Origin of the sequence: Methylobacterium phyllostachyos, from assembly GCF_900103445.1 — a bacterium.
Classification (GTDB): Bacteria; Pseudomonadota; Alphaproteobacteria; order Rhizobiales; family Beijerinckiaceae; genus Methylobacterium; species Methylobacterium phyllostachyos.
The window spans coordinates 233929-255514 of record NZ_FNHS01000004.1 but is presented as its reverse complement, the minus strand read 5'-3'; the positions used below and the strand labels follow the sequence as shown (position 1 = coordinate 255514).

The 21586-nt window shown below is 69.3% G+C and carries 19 protein-coding genes; 10 read left to right on the top strand and 9 right to left on the bottom strand.

Annotation, left to right across the window (positions count from 1 at the left end; translation table 11 throughout):
• The first annotated feature begins 38 nt into the window (after positions 1–38).
• From trpA to BLQ49_RS08315, 4 genes are all read left to right on the top strand, one after another.
• Positions 39–878, top strand: a complete 840-nt coding sequence (gene trpA / locus BLQ49_RS08330; protein WP_091714920.1) for a tryptophan synthase subunit alpha — start codon at positions 39–41, stop codon at positions 876–878.
• Positions 879–959: 81 nt separating this feature from the next.
• Complete coding sequence (gene accD / locus BLQ49_RS08325) at positions 960–1856, top strand: acetyl-CoA carboxylase, carboxyltransferase subunit beta (protein WP_091714919.1); 897 nt, start codon at positions 960–962, stop codon at positions 1854–1856.
• A gap of 8 nt (positions 1857–1864) precedes the next feature.
• Positions 1865–3190: a bifunctional folylpolyglutamate synthase/dihydrofolate synthase gene (locus tag BLQ49_RS08320; protein ID WP_091714917.1), complete on the top strand. Its 1326-nt coding sequence runs from the start codon at positions 1865–1867 to the stop codon at positions 3188–3190.
• 267 nt (positions 3191–3457) lie between these two features.
• Positions 3458–4357, top strand: a complete 900-nt coding sequence (locus BLQ49_RS08315; protein ID WP_091714916.1) for an outer membrane protein — start codon at positions 3458–3460, stop codon at positions 4355–4357.
• 112 nt (positions 4358–4469) lie between these two features.
• Here BLQ49_RS08315 and trxA read toward each other — a convergent pair whose 3' ends face one another.
• Both trxA and addA read right to left on the bottom strand, forming a co-directional pair.
• Complete coding sequence (gene trxA / locus BLQ49_RS08310; RefSeq protein ID WP_091714914.1) at positions 4470–4793, bottom strand: thioredoxin; 324 nt, start codon at positions 4791–4793, stop codon at positions 4470–4472.
• A gap of 392 nt (positions 4794–5185) precedes the next feature.
• Positions 5186–8671: a double-strand break repair helicase AddA gene (gene addA, locus BLQ49_RS08305; protein ID WP_091714913.1), complete on the bottom strand. Its 3486-nt coding sequence runs from the start codon at positions 8669–8671 to the stop codon at positions 5186–5188.
• A gap of 211 nt (positions 8672–8882) precedes the next feature.
• Here addA and minC (BLQ49_RS08300) point away from each other — a divergent pair, with 211 nt between their 5' ends.
• From minC (BLQ49_RS08300) to minE, 4 genes are all read left to right on the top strand, one after another.
• Complete coding sequence (minC, locus tag BLQ49_RS08300; protein ID WP_244507513.1) at positions 8883–9542, top strand: septum site-determining protein MinC; 660 nt, start codon at positions 8883–8885, stop codon at positions 9540–9542.
• A 203-nt stretch (positions 9543–9745) separates the two neighbouring features.
• Positions 9746–10474: a septum site-determining protein MinC gene (gene minC, locus BLQ49_RS08295; RefSeq protein ID WP_091714909.1), complete on the top strand. Its 729-nt coding sequence runs from the start codon at positions 9746–9748 to the stop codon at positions 10472–10474.
• Positions 10475–10503: 29 nt separating this feature from the next.
• Positions 10504–11319, top strand: a complete 816-nt coding sequence (gene minD / locus BLQ49_RS08290; RefSeq protein WP_091714907.1) for a septum site-determining protein MinD — start codon at positions 10504–10506, stop codon at positions 11317–11319.
• Complete coding sequence (gene minE / locus BLQ49_RS08285) at positions 11316–11654, top strand: cell division topological specificity factor MinE (RefSeq protein WP_091714905.1); 339 nt, start codon at positions 11316–11318, stop codon at positions 11652–11654. Before minD ends, minE begins: the two co-directional genes overlap by 4 nt.
• Positions 11655–11778: 124 nt before the next feature.
• Here the strand turns inward: minE and BLQ49_RS08280 are convergent, their stop codons facing one another.
• Both BLQ49_RS08280 and BLQ49_RS08275 read right to left on the bottom strand, forming a co-directional pair.
• Positions 11779–13215 (bottom strand): cytochrome P450, encoded by a 1437-nt coding sequence (locus tag BLQ49_RS08280; RefSeq protein ID WP_091714903.1) that lies wholly within the window; start codon positions 13213–13215, stop codon positions 11779–11781.
• Between the two features lie 68 nt (positions 13216–13283).
• Positions 13284–15929 (bottom strand): ABC transporter ATP-binding protein, encoded by a 2646-nt coding sequence (locus BLQ49_RS08275; protein WP_091714901.1) that lies wholly within the window; start codon positions 15927–15929, stop codon positions 13284–13286.
• A 425-nt stretch (positions 15930–16354) separates the two neighbouring features.
• Here BLQ49_RS08275 and typA point away from each other — a divergent pair, with 425 nt between their 5' ends.
• Together typA and BLQ49_RS08265 are read left to right on the top strand one after the other, a co-directional pair.
• The gene (gene typA, locus BLQ49_RS08270) at positions 16355–18181 is read left to right on the top strand and encodes a translational GTPase TypA (RefSeq protein WP_091714899.1); all 1827 of its coding nucleotides are present in this window, start codon (positions 16355–16357) and stop codon (positions 18179–18181) included.
• Positions 18182–18348: 167 nt separating this feature from the next.
• Positions 18349–18576 carry an RAG2 PHD domain containing protein gene (locus tag BLQ49_RS08265; protein WP_091715136.1) on the top strand — a complete coding sequence of 76 codons (228 nt, stop codon included), beginning with the start codon at positions 18349–18351 and terminating at the stop codon, positions 18574–18576.
• Positions 18577–18747: 171 nt separating this feature from the next.
• Here BLQ49_RS08265 and BLQ49_RS29605 read toward each other — a convergent pair whose 3' ends face one another.
• From BLQ49_RS29605 to cysK, 5 genes are all read right to left on the bottom strand, one after another.
• Complete coding sequence (locus BLQ49_RS29605) at positions 18748–18906, bottom strand: hypothetical protein (RefSeq protein WP_167627664.1); 159 nt, start codon at positions 18904–18906, stop codon at positions 18748–18750.
• Entirely contained in the window at positions 18903–19217 is a 315-nt protein-coding gene (locus BLQ49_RS30220; protein ID WP_091714897.1) for a hypothetical protein, read from the bottom strand. The genes BLQ49_RS29605 and BLQ49_RS30220 overlap by 4 nt, the downstream gene beginning before the upstream one ends.
• The gene (locus tag BLQ49_RS08255; RefSeq protein WP_091714896.1) at positions 19217–19558 is read right to left on the bottom strand and encodes a hypothetical protein; all 342 of its coding nucleotides are present in this window, start codon (positions 19556–19558) and stop codon (positions 19217–19219) included. The genes BLQ49_RS30220 and BLQ49_RS08255 overlap by 1 nt, the downstream gene beginning before the upstream one ends.
• 91 nt (positions 19559–19649) lie before the next feature.
• A complete protein-coding gene (locus BLQ49_RS08250) occupies positions 19650–20147 on the bottom strand; it encodes a hypothetical protein (protein ID WP_091714893.1) in 498 nt (165 codons plus the stop codon).
• Between the two features lie 344 nt (positions 20148–20491).
• Positions 20492–21466: a cysteine synthase A gene (gene cysK / locus BLQ49_RS08245; RefSeq protein ID WP_091714891.1), complete on the bottom strand. Its 975-nt coding sequence runs from the start codon at positions 21464–21466 to the stop codon at positions 20492–20494.
• Positions 21467–21586 lie beyond the last annotated feature (120 nt).

Sequence of the window (21586 nt, the reverse complement as noted above, 5' to 3'; positions counted from 1 at the left end):
GGCCCCGGATGCCCGCAACCGCGAACCCTGCCCGACCCATGTCCAGCCGCATCGACGCCACCTTCGCCCGCGCCCGCGCGGAGAACCGGGCCGTCCTCGTCACCTACGTGATGTCGGGCGATCCCGATCCAGAGACCTCCCTGGACGTCCTGAAAGCCCTGCCGGGCGCCGGCGCCGACATCCTGGAGTTCGGCCTACCCTTCACCGACCCGATGGCGGACGGCCCGGCCATCCAGGCGGCGGGCCTGCGGGCGCTCAAAGCGGGGCAGACCGTCGCCGGTACCCTGGACCTCGTGCGCCGCTTCCGGGCGGAGAACGACACCACGCCGATCGTGCTGATGGGCTACTACAACCCGATCCACACCTACGGCGTCGACCGCTTCCTCGAGGACGCGGTGGCGGCCGGGATCGACGGGCTGATCGTGGTCGATCTGCCGCCCGAGGAAGATTCCGAGCTGTGCTTGCCGGCGCTGGCCAAGGGGCTGGCCTTCATTCGGCTCGCGACGCCGACCACCGACGCGCGGCGCCTGCCGGCCGTGCTCGCGAACACCGCGGGCTTCGTCTACTACGTGTCGATCACCGGGATCACCGGTACCGCGACGCCGGATTTCGGCAAGGTCTCGGAGGCGGTGGGCCGCATCCGCCAGCACACCGACCTTCCGGTCGTGGTCGGCTTCGGGGTGAAGACCGGCGCCCATGCGACGGCGATCGCCAAGGGCGCCGACGGCGTCGTGGTCGGCTCGGCTCTGGTGGATGCGCTGGTGCGCTCGCTCGACGCCGAGGGACGGCCGCAGGTCGGCACCGTTCCGGCGGTGGCGGGGCTGGTGCGCGAGTTGGCCGAGGGCGTACGCGCCGCTTCGGTGGAACGGGCGGCCTGAGCGGAATTCCTGGCCGGCTCTGGCGGTGAGGCGCCCGCCACCTGATATTGGCGCGGGCTCGAAGCGGACGGACGCGAGGCGATGGTCGAACCGATGAACTGGATCTCGGAGGTGGTGCGCCCCCGGATCAAGACCCTGTTCAAGCGCGAGACGCCCGAGAACCTCTGGGTCAAATGCCCGGATACGGGCCAGATGGTCTTCCACAAGGAGGTGGAGGCCAACCACTGGGTCATCCCCGGCTCGGAGCATCACCTGAAGATGGGCGCCCAGGCGCGCCTGAAGATGATGTTCGACGAGGGCACGTGGCTCGACGTGGCGCTGCCCGAGGCGCCGACCGATCCGCTCAAGTTCCGCGACGAGAAGCGCTACGTCGACCGGCTCAAGGAGGCGCGCGCCAAGACCGGGCTGCAGGACGCGTTCAAGATCGGCTTCGGCCGGGTCGGCGGCTTGCCGATGGTGCTGGCCGCACAGGAATTCGGTTTCATGGCCGGCTCCCTCGGCATGGCGGCGGGCGAGGCCTTCGTGCGCGGCGCCGAGACCGCGCTGGAGAAGCGCACCCCCTACGTGCTGTTCGCGGCCTCGGGCGGCGCGCGCATGCAGGAGGGCATCCTGTCCCTGATGCAGATGCCGCGCACCACCGTGGCGGTGCGCCGGCTCAACGCGGCGCGGCTGCCCTACATCGTGGTGCTGACCAACCCCACCACTGGCGGCGTCACCGCGTCCTACGCCATGCTGGGCGACGTGCATCTCGCCGAGCCGGGGGCGCTGATCTGCTTCGCCGGCCCGCGGGTGATCGAGCAGACCATCCGCGAGAAGCTGCCCGACGGGTTCCAGCGGGCTGAGTACCTGCGCGAGCACGGCATGGTCGATCAGGTGGTCCATCGCCATCAGCTCAAGGAGACCATCACCCGCCTCTGCGGCCTCCTGACCAACGTCGCCGAGCCGGCGGCGCCGGCCGCGTCCGCCGAGGCGGCGTAAAGCTCGCGATGGCCTCGTCCGATGCCCTGATGGCGCGATTCCTCGCGCTGCACCCACGGACCATCGACCTGTCGCTCGGCCGGATCGAGCGGTTGCTCGCACAGCTCAACCATCCGGAGCGGCGCCTGCCGCCGGTGATTCACGTCGCCGGCACCAACGGCAAGGGTTCGACCATCGCGTTCATGCGAGCGATCCTTGAGGCCGGCGGGCTGGCCGCGCATGTCTACACCTCGCCCCATCTCGTGCGCTTTCACGAGCGGATCCGGATCGGCGGGATCGGCGGCGGCCAATTCGTGGACGAGGATCGGCTGGCGGACGCCTTCGCCCGCTGCGAGAGCGCCAATGCCGGCGCGCCGATCACCATGTTCGAGATCACCACGGCGGCGGCCCTGGTGCTGTTCTCGGAGAGCCCGGCCGACGTGCTGCTGCTGGAGGTGGGTCTCGGCGGCCGGTTGGACGCCACCAACGTGATCGCGCAGCCCGCCTGCGCGGTGGTCACGCCGATCGGCCGCGACCATGCCGAGTATCTTGGCGACACGGTTGAGTCGGTGGCGACCGAGAAGGCCGGGATCTTCAAGCGCGGCTGTCCCGCGGTCATCGCCGCTCAGGACTACGCCGAGGCTGATGCCGTGCTGTGCCGGCGCGCCGAGGAGATCGGGGCCGGGCCCATCCTCGTCGGCAATCAGGATTTCTCCGTGCACGAGGAGCGCGGCCGGCTCGTCTACCAGGACGAGACCGACCTGTTCGACCTGCCGCGCCCCCGGCTCGCCGGGCGTCACCAGTTGGTCAATGCCGGCACGGCGATCACGGCCCTGCGGGCCGCCGGGTTCGGCGATATCGGTATCACGGCCCTGGAGAAGGGGCTCACCGAGGTCGAGTGGCCTGGGCGTCTCCAGCGCCTCGGCCGCGGTCGGCTGGCGGCACAGCTCGATCCCGGCGCCGAGCTGTGGCTCGATGGCGGCCACAACATCGACGGCGGCCGGATTCTGGCCGCCGCCATGGCGGATCTCGGCGAGAAGAGCGACGTGCCCCTCGTGCTGATCGTCGGGCTGCTCGGCACCAAGGACGCGGACGGCTTCCTGCGTAATTTCGTCGGGCTGGCGCGCGCCCTCGTGGCGGTGCCGATCAGCGGCTCGCTGGCGGCGCGACCGGCGGAAGAAGTCGCCCGGATCGGCGAGGATGTCGGACTCTCGACCTATGCGGCGCCGAGCATCGAGGCGGCCCTCGCGATGGTGAAGGACATCGCCTTCGAGCGGCCGCCGCGCATCCTGATCTGCGGCTCGCTCTACTTGGCCGGCTTAGTGCTCGCTGCCAACGACACCCCGCCGGTCTGACGCCGCCGGGGCGGTCACTCCGGAATCAGGGGCGCCCCCAGGGTCCGCAAGTAACGGCTTTACACCTTGCGGATGTCACTACTGGCCCAAGACAACTCTCAATTTCCCATGCGATGCCACCCCCGGGTCGTCTATTCACCGTAATCAAGCCGAGCAAAGTCGTCGCCCGCTCACGCTTTCCCCCGGCTGTGGCGGCCAAGCTACATCCGCGGCGCGCCCGGTCGCCTAATTTCACTATCGATCGGGCTTTTGCTGGGGATCACAATAATGAAGCGTCTTCTCACGTCTTTTGCAGCGTTCACGGCTTTGACGGCTGCTGCGTCCGCCGCCGACCTGCCGCGCCGGGCCGCGCCGCCGCCGGTCTTCACGCCGGTGCCGGTCTTCACTTGGACGGGCGCCTATTTCGGTATCAACGCCGGCTACGCGTTCGATGCCAGCAGCCGCTCCAACAACAGCGGCTTCGTCCAGACCGCCGGCAGCCCGGCCGTCCTGACCGGCGCCGGCCTCGTGCCGTACCAGGCCCTGGCCCCGAACGGCTCCGTGCTGCTCTACAACCGCAACAACCGCGAAGGTTTCTCGGGCGGCGGTCAGATCGGCTACAACTACCAGTTCACCCCGGGCTCGGGCATCGTGGTCGGCTTCGAGGCTGACGCGCAGTACCTCGATTTCGGTGGCCGTCCGCGCTACGCCACGAACGCCCGGGCCGTGAATGCCGGCTTCCTGCCGGTCAACGGCACGCTGAACACGCTGGACTTCTTCGGCACCGTTCGCGGACGTCTCGGCTACGCCTTCGACCGGACCCTCGTCTACGCCACCGGCGGCTTCGCCTACGCCACCGGCACCGACGACGGTACCCGGAACATCGCGTTCCAGAACTTCGCCGGCCGCCGCGACGACTTCAAGACCGGCTACACCGTCGGCGGCGGCGCCGAGTTCGCCCTGCCCACCGACTCGTTCCTGAACTTCTTCCGCTCCTCGGCGGTGACGTTCAAGGTCGAAGGTCTGTACGTCAGCCTCGACCGCAACCGCACCGGCCTGCCGCTGGTCGGTGCCGCCGCGGTCAACGGCGCGTACCTGCCGGTCTATGCCGTCGCCAGCAGCACCCGCAACACGAACGACTTCGCTGTCGTCCGCGCCGGTCTGAACTACAAGTTCGGCTCGTACTGAGACCGGACGAAGGACCCCGGGCATAAGCCCGGGGCCACATAACAGGGCCTCGAAACCGAGAAAGCCCGGCCTCGCGGCCGGGCTTTCCCTTTTTAGCCTCAGAGCTTGCGGCTCAGGCGGTCTGGGCGCCGATCCAGCGCGACAGATCACCCTTCGGGGCGGCGCCAACCTTCTGGTCCACGCGCTCGCCGTTCTTGAACAGCAGCAGCGTCGGGATCGAGCGGATGCCGTACTGCGCGGCGATCTGCGGGTTCTCGTCGACATTGACCTTGGCGATCTTCACCTTGCCCTGCAGATCGGTGGCGATCTCCTCCAGGGCGGGGCCGATCTGGCGGCAGGGGCCGCACCATTCCGCCCAGAAATCCACCACGACGGGCTCGGCGGACTGGAGAACGTCCTGCTCGAAGCTCGCGTCGGTAACCTTCACCGTCGCCATAACGTCACCTTTCGGAAGTCGCCGCCTGAAGGGCAGCGTCGGACGGGCAGGGGCCCGCGCGGTCCGATGAGAATTGGCGACGGGTCGCGGCGCGGTCAAGAAGTCCGGATGCTCCCGCCGGGCACGGCATCCACACATCGGCTGGGGAGACGCGCTTTCCTTCCCCTCGTGAGCAGGCGTCGGAGGTGAGGGTGCTCCAGGATCGCGCGGAGCGATCTCCTCTGCGCTCCCTCCACGCGTAGCTTCTCCCTGCGAAGGGAGAGAAAAAGTGCTTGTTTCTCAGCCGTTTGGTGTCCGGCCGTGAGGTGTTTGTCCGCGATCCGTCCGGCCCGGCCCGGGACACGCAATCCGCATGTGCGCTGGCGCACGCCGAGCCTGACGTTCCCCCTGGCTTACGCCTCGATTCCAGCCTGCTCCAAGGCTGCCGCGATGTCGGCTGCATCCAGTGCGCGGATCGCCGGCCCCGATGTCCAGACCAGCATCGGGCGGATCGTGTGGCCCGGATAGATCTGGCCGAGGAGCCGCGCGTAGAGGGCGATCTGGCCGGCTTCGGCGGGGGGCAGGGGGGTATCCGGATCCGGTGGGCGGCCGGTCTTGAAGTCGGCGATCCGCACCGTGTCGGCGGTGACGCATAGGCGGTCGACACGGCCTTGAACGACGCGCTCGCCGGCAGCCGTGTGCACCCGCCCCGACAGGCTGACCTCGGCGCGGGCGTCTGGGGCGAAGAGCGGCGCGAGGTCCGGATCGTCGATGATCCGCAGGACGGAGCGGACGATCGCGATATGGGCAGGCCGAGGCAGACCGGGCGCTCGTGACCCGACGAAGGCGAGGCCCGCCGCCTCCCGCCGCTGGCGCTCGACGCGGGGGAGGTGCTGCAGCAGCGCGTGGATCAGAATGCCGCGGCGCCGGGCCTGGGCATCGGCGAGGCGCGGCGGCGGCACGCGGGTGCCGTCCGCAGCCGCCAGCGCGCCGGACGGATTGAGCGTCTGGACCTCGGGCTCCGGCGGCACGGGGCTGCGAAGCCAATCGGGTTCCGGGCGTGGGGCCGCGGTGACGGGCGGCGCCTCGCGTTCGCGGGCCGCCTCGGTCCCGTCCTGCCACACGGTCGCCGGGCCGTAAGACAGCTCCAAGGTCTGGCCCGCACCGAGGGCCGCCTCCAGGCCGGCTTGGATCATCCGGCACCACGCGGCCTCGGTCTCGCGTTCGTGGCCGCGGAACGGAGCCACGATGAGCCGATCGGCCGCCCGGGTCATGGCCACGTAGAGCAGGCGGTTGTGCTCCTGCCGCGCCCGGGCGAGCAGGGCGGCGCGGGCGGCCTCGGTGGCAGCGCAATCCTGCGTCCGGCTGCCGGACCAGACCGGTGGCAGCGCCGTCCCGGCATCCGTCAGCGGCAGCAGCGGCGGATCGTTCCGACCCAGGGGCTCGCAGCCGTCGAGGACGACCACGACCGGCGCCTCAAGGCCCTTTGCCCCGTGCACCGTCATGACGCGCACCTCGTCGCGCCCGGATTCGAGATCACGCTTCACCGTATGCCCGGCCTCGGCGCCGACATAGCGCGCCAGGAAGCCGCCGAGGGAGGGGGCGTCCTCAGCCGTTTCCGCCTGCGCGGCGGCGGCGAGGAATACGTCGATGGCATCGCCCGCCTCGCCGCCGAGCCGCGCCACCAGCTTCGCCCGGCCACCGAGCGGCCCGAGGAGCCGCGCGTAGAAGCCGAACGGACCGTGCAGACCCGCCAGCGCGATCCAGTTTGTCAGCGCCGCGAGCCCGCGGATCGCCGCGGGGTCGCCCGCATCGGCGTGGCGGTGGAGGGCATCCTCCAGCGTCTCGGACAGGTCACGGCGGGCGGCGATCCGGACCAGATCGTCATCGGTCAGGCCGACGAGCGGCGTCTTGAGCGCGGTGGCGAGGGTCAAGTCGTCAGCAGGCAGCAGGCCGGCCCGGCCGGCCGCGACGAGATCCGCCACCGCGATATGGGCCGACACCTCAAGCCGATCCTGGCCGGCCACCGGTACGCCGAGACCCTTCAAGGCGCGGATCACCTCCTCGAAGGCCGGCCCGCGCTTGCGCACGAGGATCAGCACGTCGCCGGGGCGCCAGATCCGACCGGTGGCATCGCCCCGGGTGATCCAGGTCCGCACCGCCTGCGCCACCCGCCGGGCCGTGACGATCGCCGGAGCGCTGGTCTCGGGGGCATCGACCGGGGCCGTCCAGGCATCGGGCTCGGCCGCCGGCTCGGGCTCGGCGATCGGCCACAGCTCCACGGCCCCGGGCGCCCCGGGCCGCGCGCTGGCATGGACGGTCCGGCGCACCGTGTCCTCGAAGGACAGGCCCTCGTTGTGCGCGTCGAGGGCGAAGACGGCATCGACCGCCTGCAGGACGAGGCTGGTCGAGCGGAACGACAGGGTGAGCGGCACGTCCTCGAACGTCAGCCCGGCCGAGCGCGATTCCGAGATCCAGGCTGCTCGCGTCAGAGCGAATTCCCGCGGCTCCGCACCCTGGAAGCCGTAGATCGACTGCTTGGGATCGCCTACCGCGAAGCGCGTCCGGCTGCCGGTCCGGGCACCCTCGCCGGCGGCAAATTCCTGGGTGATCGCCCTCAGGATCGCCCATTGTTCAGGGTTGGTATCCTGCGCCTCGTCGACGAGCACGTGGTCGATGCCCCGGTCGAGCTTGTACAGGACCCAACCGGCGCCGACCCGGGCGAGCAGGTCCAGCGCCTTGTGGATCAGGTCGTCGAAATCGAGGGCGCCGAGCCGCGCCTTCTGGGCCTCGACCCGGCGGTGAATCTCGGCGGCGAGCTGGAACAGGGCTTGGGTGCGGGCATGGGCCCGGGCGGCGCGCAGGCGGTCGAACAGGAGCTCCAGCCGGTCGCGCTCGGCGATCAGCGCCGCCTTGGCGGCGGCTGGGACGGCCTTGGTGCCGAGGCTGCTGTCGGCCTTGGGCTCATCCTTCTGGGTGAAGAAGACCGAACGGTAGAGGGCCAGCGCCTCGGCCCGGTCTGGCAAGCCCTCGGAGCGCGCCCGTTCGGCTTCCGCCTCCGCGAGGGCGTCGGCGAGCTTCTCGTCGTTGGCCTTGCCGGTGCGGAGCGCCGCGATGAGGGCCGCCCTGTCCTCCGGCTGGCATCCGGGGCCGCCCTCGAGGATCGCGGCCTCGATTCGCTCGGCCGTCTCTTCGGCGGCGAGCCCGAGCGCCCCGTGCAGGCGCCCGAACGCCGCCTCCAGGCCGGCCGCATCGCCGATGAAGCTCCGGGCCCGCAGCGCCGACCGGATCGCCGCCCTCAAGGTGTCGCCTGTCGCTTCGGGAGCGACCCGGGCCAGGGCGGCGCTCAGCGGCGTGTCGCCGTTCGAGACCGCATCGGCCAGGACGTTGGCCATCTCGATCTCGAAGATCTCCCGAGCCTTGGTGTCGTCCAGCACCACGAAGCGGGCCGGCACGTTCGCCTCGAAGGGGAACATGTGCAGCAGCCGCTCGCACAGGGCGTGCAGGGTCTCAATCTTGAGGCCCCCCGGCGTCTCGACCGCCCGGGCGAACAGCCGGCGCGCCATGCGCAGGCGCTCCGGCCCGGCGCGCTCGCCAGTGAGCTCCTCAAGCTCCGCCGCCAGCGCGTCGTCGTCGAGGGTCACCCAGCGTCCAAGCAGGCGGAACACGCGGATCGCCATGTTGGCGGCCGCCGCCTTAGTGAAGGTCAGGCACAGGATGCGCCCGGGCGGTGACCCATCGAGCAGCAGGCGCACCACCCGGTCGGTGAGCACCTTGGTCTTGCCGGCCCCGGCATTGGCCGAGACCCAGGCCGAGGCCCGTGGATCGGCCGCCCGGCGCTGGTTGGCGCGGGTCAGGTCATCGACGACGAAGGGTTTTTGGACTTGGATGCTGCTCAAGGGCCTCGTCCGGATCGGCTGCGGCACCTCTCTACAACAGAAACGCAGCCGCGACCCCGCCAGGGCGTCACATGGGGCTCTGCGGGATTGCCCAGCGCGCGCCGGCACAGCATGGATGCAGGTGACGATTGCAGCGACATCGAAGATACCTGTGACCCAGCCGACATCCGAGCCGGCGCGCCCGCCGATCCGCTTCCGCGGCCGTTCCTTCATGGCGACCGTGCTGGCGCCGATACCGCCCGTGGCCGACTGGCTCGGCGACCTCGACGCCCTGAACCGCCGCGCGCCGAACTTCTTCGCCGGGCGCCCGGTGATCCTCGACCTCTCGGGCCTGCGACTGACGCGGGAGGATCTCGACGGGCTGCTGGCGGATCTTGCCGCGCGCCATATCGCGATCCTCGGGATCGAGGGCGCGTCGCCGGCCCTTTTGGGCCCCGGGATGCCACCGGCGCTCTCGGGCGGACGCGCCGCGGGAGAAGTCGCCATGCCCGCGCCCGGCGAGGCCCCCCCGCCCGAGCCGGCGGCCAAGGAGGTGGTGCGCTCCCTGATCCTCGATACGCCGGTGCGGTCTGGGCAGACGGTGCTGCATCTCGAAGGCGACGTGACCGTGCTGGGGGCGGTCGCCTCGGGGGCCGAGGTGATCGCGGGGGGCTCGATTCACGTCTACGGCGCCCTGCGCGGCCGGGCGATCGCGGGCGCCGCGGGCAACCCCACTGCGCGGATCTGGTGCCGCAAGTTCGAGCCCGAGTTGGTGGCGATTGACGGCCTCTACCGCGCCGCCGACGACCTCGATCCCGCCTTTCGTGGGCAGGCCGTGGAGGTGCGGCTGCTGGAGGACGCGATCAAGCTTAACTTGTTCGAGCGGGGCTGACGACCGTTCATCGCCACATCCGTCGGTTCATCCCTATCGCGCGGCTTCCGCGAAGCTCGAGACCGCCCGATCGCCGGTGGCGAATGTCCTCCACCGCACTGATACCAGGATCCCGGCAGAATTTGCCGACCGGATCAGAAACTTAACCCTTCGGTAACCATACCCGCCGTCAATGGTCCGGTAAGGACTCTTAACGGGCGGACATGAGCGAGACCCTCCCCGAGCCGATCGATCCGGAGACCGCCCAGGCGGCCTCTCCCTCCGCGCCCCGGCCGCTCAGCCTGCGCGGGCGGGCCTTCAAGGCCCTGGCCCTCTCCCCCGAGCCGCCACTCCCCGAGTGGCTCGCGGGTCTCGACGCGGCGCTCAAGCGCTCGCCGACCCTGCTCCAGGGCCGGGCCGTCATCCTCGATTGCGCCCAGCTCAAGCCCGAGCCGGACGCCCTCGAAACCTTAATGAACGCGCTCAAGGCCCGCGGTATCGCGGTCCTCGGGATCGAGGGCATGGATACGGTCGGCGCAGGGCTGCCGCCGCTCCTCCTGAAGGGGCATCCGTCCGAGAAGGTCGAGATCCCGAGCGTGCCGGCCGAGCCGGAGCCGCAGGTGGTCACCTCGATCACCGTCGAGGGCTCGGTTCGCTCCGGTCAGAGCGTGATCAACCCGACGGGCGACGTCACCGTCATGGGCTCGGTCTCCTCGGGGGCCGAGATCCTGGCGGGGGGCTCGATCCACGTCTACGGCGCCCTGCGCGGTCGCGCGATCGCCGGAGCCGCGCGCAACCCGCGCGCACGAATCTACTGCCGCAAATTCGAGCCCGAGTTGCTGGGGATCGACCGCCTCGTGCGGACGGCGGAGGACATGGGTACGGCCCTGCGCGGCAAGGCCGCCCAGGTCTGGCTCGATGGCGGCAACATCCGCATGGCAAGTCTCGATTAATTCAGCTCTGGATCAAGGGAGTTCGACGCGTGGCAAAGGTTCTCGTCGTCACATCGGGCAAGGGCGGCGTCGGCAAGACGACGACGACCGCGGCCCTCGGAGCGGCCCTGGCGCAGGGCGGGCAGAGCGTGTGCGTCGTCGATTTCGACGTCGGCCTGCGCAACCTCGATCTGATCATGGGCGCCGAGCGCCGCGTGGTCTACGACCTGATCAACGTGGTCAACGGCGACGCCAAGCTGCCGCAGGCGCTGATCAAGGACAAGCGGGTCGACACCCTGCACCTGCTGCCGGCCTCGCAGACTCGCGACAAGGATGCGCTCACCGATGCGGGCGTCGCCCGGGTGATGGAAGAGCTGCGCGAGAAGTTCGACTGGGTGATCTGCGACTCCCCGGCCGGCATCGAGCGCGGCGCCCAGCTCGCCATGCACCACGCCGACGTCGCGGTGGTCGTGACCAACCCCGAGGTCTCCTCGGTGCGCGATTCCGATCGGATCATCGGCCTCCTCGATTCCAAGACCGCCAAGGCGGAGAAGGGCGAGGAGATGGAGAAGCACCTGATCCTCACCCGCTACGACCCGACCCGGGCCGACCGCGGCGACATGCTGAAGACCGAGGACGTGCTCGACATCCTGTCGATCCCGCTGCTCGCCATCATCCCGGAGAGCCAGGAGGTGCTGCGCGCCTCGAACCTCGGCTGCCCGGTCACCCTCAACAACCCCCTCTGCGCCCCGGCGCGGGCCTATGCCGACGCGGCGCGCCGGCTGAAGGGCGAGGAGGTTCCGATGAGCCTGCCGGTCGAGCGCAAGTCGTTCCTCGACAAGCTGTTCATGCGGAGGGCGGCATGAGCATCCTCGGCATCTTCCAGAAGCGCAATTCCGGCACGGTCGCGCGCGACCGCCTGCAGTTGATCCTCGCCCATGAGCGCGCCGAGTCGGGTCGCCCCGACCTCGTGCTCAAGCTTCGCGAGGAGATCCTCGCGGTGATCGCCAACCATGTCGCGGTCGAACCCGACAAGGTGAAGGTCACCCTGGAGCGTGGCGAGGCGGTCTCGACGCTCGGCCTCGACATCGAGCTTCCGCTCGGTGCCGCCGCCAAGCTCGACGCGAAGCTCGCGGCCAAGCTCGCCGAGGTCGCCGCCAACAAGGGCGGCCGGCCCGGGTCTTCCAAGAAGGCCGCTTGAGCCAGAGCGGGGTCTCTCCCGCCGGCATGCCCTGTCACGCGCCGCGCCCGGTCCGCCGGGTGCGGCGTCTTTCTGCGTCCAGGCCGTCGCAGGGTCCCTGGGCCGGATGCTGATAGTGCGTCCGTCAGGTCCCGGGCGGATCGCGCGGGATCAGCCGGAAGCGGGCGGGCCGCTCCGGCTGGGTGGTGACCACCGCCAGGGGCAGGATCGGCTCCGCTTCGTCGAGGACGATCCGGAACCGTATCAGTATCTTCGCCAGCGCGAGAACCGCTTCGCTCAGCGCGAATTGCGCGCCGATACAGACCCGTGGGCCGGCGCCGAAGGGCAGATAGGCGAAGCGCGGCGGCGGCGGCGCGCCGGGCAGGAAGCGGCCTGGATCGAAGGCCTCCGGATCCGACCAGAGCGTCCGGTGGCGGTGGAGCACCCACGGGCTCACCATCACGATGTCGCTCTTCTTCACCGCATGACCTGCGACCGTGTCGGGCCCGAGGGCCCGGCGCACCACGACGAAGGCCGCCGGGTAGAGCCGCAGGGTCTCGTCGATCACCGCGCGGGTGAGGGGGAGGCGCCCGTCGCTCTGGCATCCGGTCGGGTCGGTGAGATCGGCGCTCCGCGCCTCCGCGGCGATGCGCTCCTGCACCTCCGGGGCGAGGGCCAGCAGGTAGGAGGCCCAGAACAGCGTACCGGCCGTCGTCTCGTGGCCCGCGAGGATCATGGTGGCGACCTGATCGCGCAGCTCCGCCGGCGTGAAGGCGGCCCCCGTGTCGGGATTGCGCGCGGCCGCGAGCAGGTCCAGCAGGTCGCCCGACCCGACATGGCTCCGGTTTGAGGCCTGGCGGGCCGCGATGATCCGGTCGAGGAACGGGATCCAGCGGCGGCGAAAGCGCATCCGCGCCCAGTCGAGCGGCACCGGCCAGCCCGGCGGCGTCACGATGTCGAGCAGGTGCGGCCGACCCATCTGCTCGCCGTAGGCGGCGATGAAGCGGCGCAGTTCCGCCCCATGCTCGTCCATGCCGACCGAGAACATGGCGCGTCCGGCCACCTCGAGGGCAAGCCGGTAGTACGCCGTGAACAGGTCGACCGGACCCGCCTCGGCCTCCCCGGCGATGTGGTCCAGCCCCTCTGCAATGGCGGTCGCGATGTGCGGCACGAGGCCGTCGATCGCCCGAGGCGTAAAGGCCGGGGCCAGCGTCCGGCGCTGGTGGCGCCAGGCTGAACCCTCGCTGATCAGCAGCCCGTCGCCGAGGATCGGGCGCAGGATCCGGATCGTCCCGGTGGTGCGGGCGTAGTTCGCCTGATTCTCCACCAGGACCCAGCGGATCGCCTCCGGGTCGTTGAGGACGAAGCTCGACCGGCCGAGCAGGCCCCGGCGAGTCACCGGCTCCTCGAAGGCGCGCCGGGGGAAGCCCCGGAGGCCGTTGTCGCGGATCGAGCGGAGATAAGCCCAGATCGGTAACTCCCGCTCCGGCGGCGCGCGGTGCGGGGGTACCACGCGCGGCAGCCCGGCGAGGCTCGGGGTGGTGCCGGCCTGTGTCACGGTCGCGTCCAAGAGAACGGGCATGGGCGCCATCCTGTGCCGGAGACGGGCCGGGCTGTAAACCGAAAGCCTGCCGAGCAGTCAGCCCGGTCTCATTCGGCGGCGCGCAGACGCGCCTCCGGCTTGTGCAGCGGCAGACGCGCCGGGAACTTAGCGGGATCGGCCTCGGCCGAAAGGCTCACCACGAGGCTCGCCCGGGGCAGGGCAGCCTCGGCGACGGCCAGCAGCGTATCGACGCCGTGCTCCAGAAACTCGTCCACCCGATCGACCACCAGAATCTCCGGCCGGCGCAGGATGGCCCGGGCGAGACCGATCCGCATGCGGACACGGTCGGTCATCAACTGTCCGCGATTGCCGACCTCCTTCTCCAGGCCACGCAGCTGGATCCCCCGCTCCAGATCGAAGGCGCGGAACACTTCCCGCGCCTCGCGCTGGATGATCGCCTCGCCGTGCATCCGCGCCGTATCGATGCGGCCGAACAGCAGGTTGTCGAGCACGGTGCTGCGCGGGTTGATCCGGTTGGGATCGTAGGATTCGACGTCGCAGCCGTGGTCGCCGTGCATGTGGCGCTGGACGATGGTCCGCGCGCCAACGATCCGTTGCTTCAGCGTGTCGTCGAGCAGGCCGAAGCGCATCCGCGGTTCCACATAGGCCAGGGTCAGAGCCAGGAAGGCCACACTGTCCGCCTCGCTGAGGCGCCCCGTTTCGGGCACGCGCGCGAGCCGGCGCAGGTAATCCGGCAGGGCGTCCGGGGTGATCAATGAGAAGCGCCGGAACAGCGGATGGCCGGGGGGCACGTCGGCGAAGATGTCCTTGAGGTTGCTGGCGATGGCGACGCCCATGCGGTCGAGATCGTCCAGGAGGTGCGCCTCCTCCAGCGCCTCGCGGAACAGGGGGGCCGCGGCCAGGCGCTGGGGATCCGTCAACGTCGGGTCGCGCGGGACTCCGAACAGCAGGTTTTCCCCCACGGTCGCCTGCTCGTTGTAGCGGCCGCGGGCGAAGGGGATGACAAGGTCGGCGAGGCCCTTCTCGACGAAATGCTGGCGCAGGTGCTCCCGCGCCGCGATCATGCGCTGGCCCGCCGGTGTCTCGTGGGTGATCGAACTGAGGGCGCCCAGGCCGAACCGATAGAGATCGTCGCCGAGATCGAGCCGGCTCAGCAGGTCGAGGAGGTGATTATCTAGATCCGTTTCGTCGCGGATCCCGAGGCGCCGGTAGTCGATCCAGGGGTCGTCGACGCTATCGCACGGGTTGCCGGTCTTCACTGCCTCGTTGATCCGCGTCTTGCTGAGATCCAGGCTGCCTTTCCGCAGCGGCCGAATGCGTAGGCCGTAGAGCACGTTGTCGCGCAGCGTGCCCGGGAACAGGACCGGCTCGATGCCCGCGAAGGCGATCCGATAGGCGTGAACAGGCCGCGGCAAGGTGGACAGATCGTGCTCACCGACCCGGATCGTGCCGCCCTGCGCCGTCTGCAGGCCCGCAAGCACGCGGGCGAATTCCTGGGCGACCGGGCCGGACGGGACGAGCGCGAGCCGCGTCGGCAGCCGCACCTCGACGTCGCCGATCTCGATCGACCCACCGCCCTGCGGGTCGCGTACGGTCAGCCCCTCGGTCCGGAGCGGGCTGCCGAGCGGCGGCGGCGTTTCCTCAAGTTCGGGCTCGCCCGGCAGCAGGCGCTGCGGCCCGAAATGGGCCGCCACGGTCTCGTATTTCACCTCCACGTCGAGGCGCTGCTGATCCCAGTCGATCAACTCCTTGAGGGGCGGGGGCAAGTCCCGGTAGGCCGCGAGCACGGCTACGAGCTGACCGATGTCGAGCTGTCCCTTCAGGGCGAAATAGCCGCCGATCGCGTAGAACAGGAACGGCGTCACCTGGGCGAGCAGGTTGTTGAGGTATTTGACCGCAAACTTACGCCGGTAGATCCGCAGGCGCAGGTCGTAGAGGCCGTAGAGCCGGCCGCCGATCTCGGCCCGCTCCCACCGGCCGGTATCGTTGATGCGCACCGCCGGCAGACCGTCCAGCACCTCGGCGACGCGGCCCGCGAGGGCGCGCGAGGCGATCTGCCGACGGCGGCTGAGGCGGATGATCTCGCGCCGCAGCCGCGGGATGACGATCATCTGCACGCCGACCATGCCGCCGGCCGCGAGACCGAGCCACAGGTTCTGCATCAGGATGAAGGCGAGGGCGGTCGCGGCTTGTGTGCCGAGGAAGACCGGCACGACGATCGCGTCGCCGATGAAGGAGCCGATCGGCTCGACCTCGTCGCGGATGATCGTCGCGGTCTCGGAGGATTTCACCTCCCGCTGCGTCTCCGGCGAGAAGCGCAGCATCAGGCAGAACAGCTGGAAGCGCAGGCGCCGCAGCATCCGCTCGCCGAGGATGCCCTTCTGCAGGTTGATCCAGAACTTGAAGGCCCCGTTGATCAGCACGAGGCCGAGGAACAGGGTCGAGAGGCCGAGCAGCAGCTCGAAGCGGTCGAGCTGGAACCCCTCGAACAGCCGCGTGGTCCCGCCGCCGAGCAGCTGGGGCCATGACACCGTGATCTCGAGGAACGGGGCGGTCGCCTCGCCGTGCGTGAAGGCATTGCCGGTGATCGCGTCGTTGACGATGCGCTTGGGCAGGTCGAGCGAAGCGAAGTAGAACGGCAGGGAAGCCAGGACGACGGTGCAGATCCGGAACTGGTCGGCTTTCGAATAGCGCCAGATATACGGGAACAGCCGCGGCTCAAGCGCGCGCATCGGCTCGTTCCGTGGGGCAGCCGTCGGAGCGGGGGTCATACCGGTTCGTCGCGTCCATGCATGGACTCCGATTCGGTACGGTAGCTGAGCGGTCTGGTTTCATCCAATGCACCCGAGAGGTCGCCCAGCGCGGGCTCGCGGACCGCTTCGCGGCGTCATCGGATTGTCATATAGGACGCAGGCCGCCACCTGGGACTGGCTGCAGGGCTGATCTGCGCGCCCCGCTGCGGGACAATCCGGCGGTGCTGCGCGGCCCCTGAGCTCCAGAATCTCCGGTCGAAGCCGTTGCGCAACCGCCGGTGGCCTTGCCCAAGAGCGCGCGTCCTTATATTGCGACGCAACCACATCGACTCCGTACCTGAACCGGCGCGGACGGCCGCGCCGCGCGGCCGCCAGGGAGCCGGCACAACCCGTTTCGGGCCGCCATGAATCTGCGCAACATCGCCATCATCGCCCACGTCGACCACGGCAAGACGACTCTCGTCGACAAGCTGCTGGCCCAGTCCGGCACCTTCCGCGAGAACCAGCGGGTCGAGGAACGGGCGATGGACTCGAACGACCTCGAGAAGGAACGTGGCATCACGATCCTGGCAAAGGCCACTTCGGTCCTCTGGAAGGACACCCGCGTTAACATCGTCGACACCCCCGGCCACGCCGATTTTGGCGGCGAGGTCGAGCGCATCCTGTCGATGGTCGACGGCGTGATCGTCCTGGTCGATGCCGCTGAGGGGCCGATGCCGCAGACCAAGTTCGTGGTCGGCAAGGCGCTCAAGATCGGCCTGCGCCCGATCGTGGCGATCAACAAGGTCGATCGCCCGGATGCCCGCATCACCGAGGTCGTGAACGAGGTGTTCGACCTCTTCGCAGCCCTCGACGCCACGGACGAGCAGCTCGACTTCCCGATCCTCTACGGCTCGGGCCGCAACGGCTGGATGGCCGACAGCCCGGAGGCCGACCCGTCGGTGGGCCTTGAGCCGCTGTTCGAGCTCGTTCTGAAGCACGTCCCCCCCGCCAAGGTGGAGGAGGGGCCGTTCCGGATGCTCGGCACCCTGCTCGAGGCCAACCCGTTCCTCGGCCGGATCATCACCGGGCGCATCGCCTCCGGCACCGTGAAGCCGAACCAGCAGATCAAGGTGCTCTCCCGCGACGGCAAGGTGGTCGAGACCGGCCGCGTGTCGAAGATCCTCGCCTTCCGGGGCCTGGAGCGCGCGCCGATCGATATCGGCGAGGCGGGCGACATCGTTTCGATCGCCGGCCTGATCAAGGGCACGGTGGCCGACACCTTCTGCGATCCGCAGGTCGAGACCCCGATCCAGGCGCAGCCGATCGATCCGCCGACCGTGACGATGTCGTTCATCGTGAACGACAGCCCGCTCGCCGGCACCGAGGGCGACAAGGTCACGAGCCGCATGATCCGCGACCGCCTGTTCAAGGAGGCCGAGGGCAACGTCACGCTCAAGATCGAGGAGGCAGCCGACAAGGACTCGTTCTACGTGTCCGGCCGCGGCGAGTTGCAGCTCGCCATCCTGATCGAGACCATGCGCCGCGAGGGCTTCGAGATCGCGGTCTCGCGCCCCCGGGTCGTCTTCGAGAAGGACGAGGACGGCAACCTGCTCGAGCCGATCGAGGAGGTGGTGATCGACGTTGACGAGGAGCACTCGGGCGTCGTCGTTCAGAAGATGTCCGAGCGCAAAGCCGAGATGCTGGAGATGCGGCCGTCGGGCGGTGACCGCCTGCGCCTCGTGTTCCATGCGCCGACCCGTGGCCTGATCGGCTATCAGGGCGAGTTGCTGACCGACACCCGCGGCACGGCGATCATGAACCGCCTGTTTAAGGCCTACGAGCCCTTCAAGGGCGAGATCGCCGGCCGCCGCAACGGCGTGCTGATCTCGAACGACAAGGGCGAGGCGGTGGCCTACGCCATGTGGAACCTCGAAGATCGCGGCCCGATGATGATCGAGCCCGGCTGGAAGGTCTATCAGGGCATGATCATCGGCGAGCACAACCGCGAGAACGATCTCGAGGTGAACGTGCTCAAGGGCAAGAAGCTGACCAACATCCGCACCACATCGAAGGATGAGGCTGTGCGCCTGACGCCGCCGATCCGGATGACCCTGGAGCGCTCGCTGGCCTGGATCCAGGACGACGAGTTGGTCGAGGTGACGCCGAAGTCGATCCGGCTGCGCAAGACCGTGCTGGACCCGAACGACCGCAAGCGCGTCGAGCGCTCCTCGAAGGACAGCGCGGCCTGAGCTGAACAGCTGGCACCGGAGGTGAACGGCCGGCAACCGGGCGCTCAGGTCCGGTTGCTGATGCAGTCCTTATTCCGGATCGCTCTCGGGTCTATCGAACCCTTATGCCGGGCCTCCTAGCTTGGCATGGCGGCACCCGAGAGGTCCGCGTGAACCCCAAGACGACCATGACCGTCGCGTTGAATTCGTCCCGGCCGGCCTCCGCCGGGACGCCGCTCTCCTACCTCGTCGGCCAGGACGGCCAGGGCCATTGGGTCGCCGTCGAGACCGGCGGGCGGGCCGGGGGCATCTTCCGCTCGCGTCAAGACGCGATCCGCTACGCCTGCCTCGAGACCGGGTGCCGGCCCGACGACGTGAAGCTCGCCGCCGGTCCGATCGTGTTCCAGCTCGCCTGATCCCGGCGCTTCCGTCCTTGCGAGCGGAGCGGAGCAATCCAGGGAGGCGCCGCGCTGTTCGAGGTTCCGCTGCCTTCGGTCACTTCGCTCCGCTCAGGATGACAGTAAGGGACGCGTAAGCCGACGCGTTCATACAAAACCAGATGAGATGCCGGTCGGATTGCGAAGGCGTCAGCTGCTGCCGGGATCGGTCTCGTCGTTCTGGCTTCCGCCGCTCGACGGCGCGGCGCCCGGATGACCCTCGGTCTTCTCGTTCGGGTCCTTCACCGCGTCGGGCGCGACGTTCTTCGGCGCCTCGGGCTTGGTCCCCTGTTCCTCGCGCTCGCTCATTTCGGGTTCTCCTGTTCCGCCCGGTAGTGGCCGTCCGCCACCTTTGCATCGGTGGCGGGTCCCCGAGACGCCTTCTGGTCGGAATGTCCACCCGACGACCCGCCGACATCCGGCGGCGAGCGACCTGGCTCCCCCGTGGCGCCCCAGGCGTCCCTGGGCTCCGGCTGGGGCTTTCCGCCCCCGCCCATATCGGTGATGGCCGCTTGATCGGCCGTCTGGTGGCCGCCGCCGGCGGGCGGCTCCCCGTGCGACCCGACGGCATCGTCGGGCTTGCGAGTAACGGTCCCAGATTCGCTGGTTGGCCGGGCCATCAGCGCTTCCCGTCGTCCTGGCCGACGGCCGCCGTTGCGCGGTCGATCGCCTCGCTCAGGTCCGAGCCGCTGTCGGACGCGGTCTTGCCGGACGTGCCTTTCAGCTTGTCGAGGTTCTCGCGCGGTGTCTCGGCTTCGGTCGCATCCGTGGCATCGGAGCCGGGCGTGCCGGAGGCAATCCGTGCGGCTTCGGCGTCGCCCGCCGGATCCCGCTTCAGGTCCGCCTGCGTGCGGGCAGGCAAGCCGACATCCAGCGGCGAATCCTGGCCGAGATCCTGGCCGTTGCGGTCCGCGTTGGCGTCGAAATTCTTCAGCGACGGTCGTTCTGTCTGCCCGGTCATGGCTCGCCTCTCTGCGTCTTCGCGGGACAACGGAGGCGGCGGACGAGGGTTGCGCCGGCAGAGCGATCGCGCGGGTGAGGCCGCCCCGATGTCAGCGGCCGACGATCCGCGGCAGGAGTTTCTGGGCGAGGCGTAGCACCGCATCCTCCGCTGCCCCACGATCGGTCGATCGGGCGTCGATCGTCAGGAGATCGCCGTCTCGCAGCACGATGGCGGTGGCACCGGCGCCTGTCCCGAAGGCGTAAGACGTGATCCACGCGACCGCCGGGCCGGCTGGCAGGGTGGTCAGCCGGCAATCCGGATTCTTCTGGATACACATCGTCTCCAGAGCTCCCATCGTGGTCTTACCGGACCGAATCCGGCTCTCGGTCCCGTCGGTGAGGCGCCCCAGCTGCAGGGCGGCCTTGGGGGCACCCTCGCAGTTCGGACAGGTGAGAATGAGCTGGAGCGGCTGCGCCTGCACGGCGGTGTCCCCTCCGAGCGCCGACCGAGCGTCTTCGGAGAGCTTCGTCAGATCGTGGACCGCAAATCCCTGCGCCAGCACCGCCTGTGACCAGAGGCTACACAGGATCACGAGGAGGCAGCGCATGACAGAATCTCCGACCGGTCGCACGATCCGCGGTAGCGGAACGATCGTTGAAGATCCAGGCCGGCGGCGTGAAGGCAATCGAAAGATTAGGATAAGTCTGTTTGATTGATATTTATAATAACGTCACGTGAACGCAGATCAATCGCCAAAAATTTGAGTTTGCGATAATCTATTTTCTTGTTGTTGATCCACTGAAAAATTGAAGATCCAGGTGGCGCTATCACCGTGCCGAACGGTTTGTTCTTACAGGACCGCGCCTGCGATCTCAGCAGAATGCCCGTAGGGTCCGGACGATTGAGAACCCCGCGCCGTTCGATCCGGCGCGGGGTGGACCTCCGTGGCGGTCAGCCGATCCCGTCGAACAGCGCCGACGAGATGTAGCGCTCGGCAAACGAGCACGCGATGGTCGCGATGCGCTTGCCCTGGAACTCCGGCCGCTTGGCCAGCTCCAGCGCGGCGGCGACATTGCCGCCGGTCGAGATGCCGCCCGGGATACCCTCCAGCCGGGCGAGCGCCCGGGCGGTCTCGAAGGCGGTCTGGTTGGACACCTTCAGCACGCCGTCGAGGATGTCGGTGTGAAGGTTGTCGGGGATGAAGCCAGCGCCGATGCCCTGGATCTTGTGCGGACCGGGCTGGCCGCCCGAGATCACCGGGGAATCCTCAGGCTCTACGGCGAAGACCTTCAGGTTCGGCAGGCGCGGCTTCAGCACCTCGCCGACGCCCGTCACCGTGCCCCCGGTGCCGACACCTGCGACGAATGCGTCGAGCTGGCCGCCGGTGTCGCTCCAGATCTCCTCGGCGGTGGTCTTCCGGTGGATCTCGGGGTTGGCCGGGTTCGAGAATTGCTGCGGCATGACCGAGCCCGGAATCTCCTTCAGCAGCTCCTCGGCCTTGGCGATGGCGCCCTTCATGCCCTGCGCGCCCGGGGTGAGCGCCAGCTCCGCGCCCAGGAAGGCCAGCATCTTGCGCCGCTCCAGCGACATGGTCTCCGGCATGACCAGGATCAGGCGGTAGCCCCGGGCCGCGGCCGTGAAGGCCAGCGCGATGCCGGTATTGCCGGAGGTCGGCTCAACCAGCGTGCCACCGGGCTGCAACTTGCCGGAGGCCTCCAAGGCGTCGATCATATTGACGCCGATCCGGTCCTTGACGCTGGCAATCGGGTTGAAGAACTCCAGCTTCAGGAGGATCTCAGCATCGACGCCCTGCTCCTTCGGCAGGCGATTGAGGCGGACCAGCGGGGTATTCCCGATCGTCTCGGTGATCGAGCCAAAGACACGGCCATGGCCGACCTTCGCCGGCGCGTTGAGGGAATCGGCCATTGCGGAGCTCCTGCTCATGTTGGGATTGGACAGATGGCGGTCCGGTCGGACGTGACCAAGGCCTCCGGAGCGGGAGGACCGGGTCGGACCCGGACGGAAGGCTGCGATATCGCGTTGCCG

What these genes read in the sequence shown, in the direction of transcription:
- BLQ49_RS08250 (WP_091714893.1), bottom strand. Translation starts at nt 20,147, where the DNA reads ATGCGCTGCCTCCTCGTGATCCTGTGTAGCCTCTGGTCACAGGCGGTG.
- minE (WP_091714905.1), top strand. Translation starts at nt 11,316, where the DNA reads ATGAGCATCCTCGGCATCTTCCAGAAGCGCAATTCCGGCACGGTCGCG.
- BLQ49_RS08275 (WP_091714901.1), bottom strand. Translation starts at nt 15,929, where the DNA reads ATGCGCGCGCTTGAGCCGCGGCTGTTCCCGTATATCTGGCGCTATTCG.
- BLQ49_RS29605 (WP_167627664.1), bottom strand. Translation starts at nt 18,906, where the DNA reads ATGAGCGAGCGCGAGGAACAGGGGACCAAGCCCGAGGCGCCGAAGAAC.
- BLQ49_RS08265 (WP_091715136.1), top strand. Translation starts at nt 18,349, where the DNA reads ATGACCGTCGCGTTGAATTCGTCCCGGCCGGCCTCCGCCGGGACGCCG.
- minC (WP_091714909.1), top strand. Translation starts at nt 9,746, where the DNA reads ATGAGCGAGACCCTCCCCGAGCCGATCGATCCGGAGACCGCCCAGGCG.
- BLQ49_RS08320 (WP_091714917.1), top strand. Translation starts at nt 1,865, where the DNA reads ATGGCCTCGTCCGATGCCCTGATGGCGCGATTCCTCGCGCTGCACCCA.
- minC (WP_244507513.1), top strand. Translation starts at nt 8,883, where the DNA reads ATGGCGACCGTGCTGGCGCCGATACCGCCCGTGGCCGACTGGCTCGGC.
- BLQ49_RS30220 (WP_091714897.1), bottom strand. Translation starts at nt 19,217, where the DNA reads ATGGCCCGGCCAACCAGCGAATCTGGGACCGTTACTCGCAAGCCCGAC.
- trxA (WP_091714914.1), bottom strand. Translation starts at nt 4,793, where the DNA reads ATGGCGACGGTGAAGGTTACCGACGCGAGCTTCGAGCAGGACGTTCTC.
- BLQ49_RS08315 (WP_091714916.1), top strand. Translation starts at nt 3,458, where the DNA reads ATGAAGCGTCTTCTCACGTCTTTTGCAGCGTTCACGGCTTTGACGGCT.
- accD (WP_091714919.1), top strand. Translation starts at nt 960, where the DNA reads ATGGTCGAACCGATGAACTGGATCTCGGAGGTGGTGCGCCCCCGGATC.
- typA (WP_091714899.1), top strand. Translation starts at nt 16,355, where the DNA reads ATGAATCTGCGCAACATCGCCATCATCGCCCACGTCGACCACGGCAAG.
- BLQ49_RS08280 (WP_091714903.1), bottom strand. Translation starts at nt 13,215, where the DNA reads ATGCCCGTTCTCTTGGACGCGACCGTGACACAGGCCGGCACCACCCCG.
- cysK (WP_091714891.1), bottom strand. Translation starts at nt 21,466, where the DNA reads ATGGCCGATTCCCTCAACGCGCCGGCGAAGGTCGGCCATGGCCGTGTC.
- BLQ49_RS08255 (WP_091714896.1), bottom strand. Translation starts at nt 19,558, where the DNA reads ATGACCGGGCAGACAGAACGACCGTCGCTGAAGAATTTCGACGCCAAC.
- trpA (WP_091714920.1), top strand. Translation starts at nt 39, where the DNA reads ATGTCCAGCCGCATCGACGCCACCTTCGCCCGCGCCCGCGCGGAGAAC.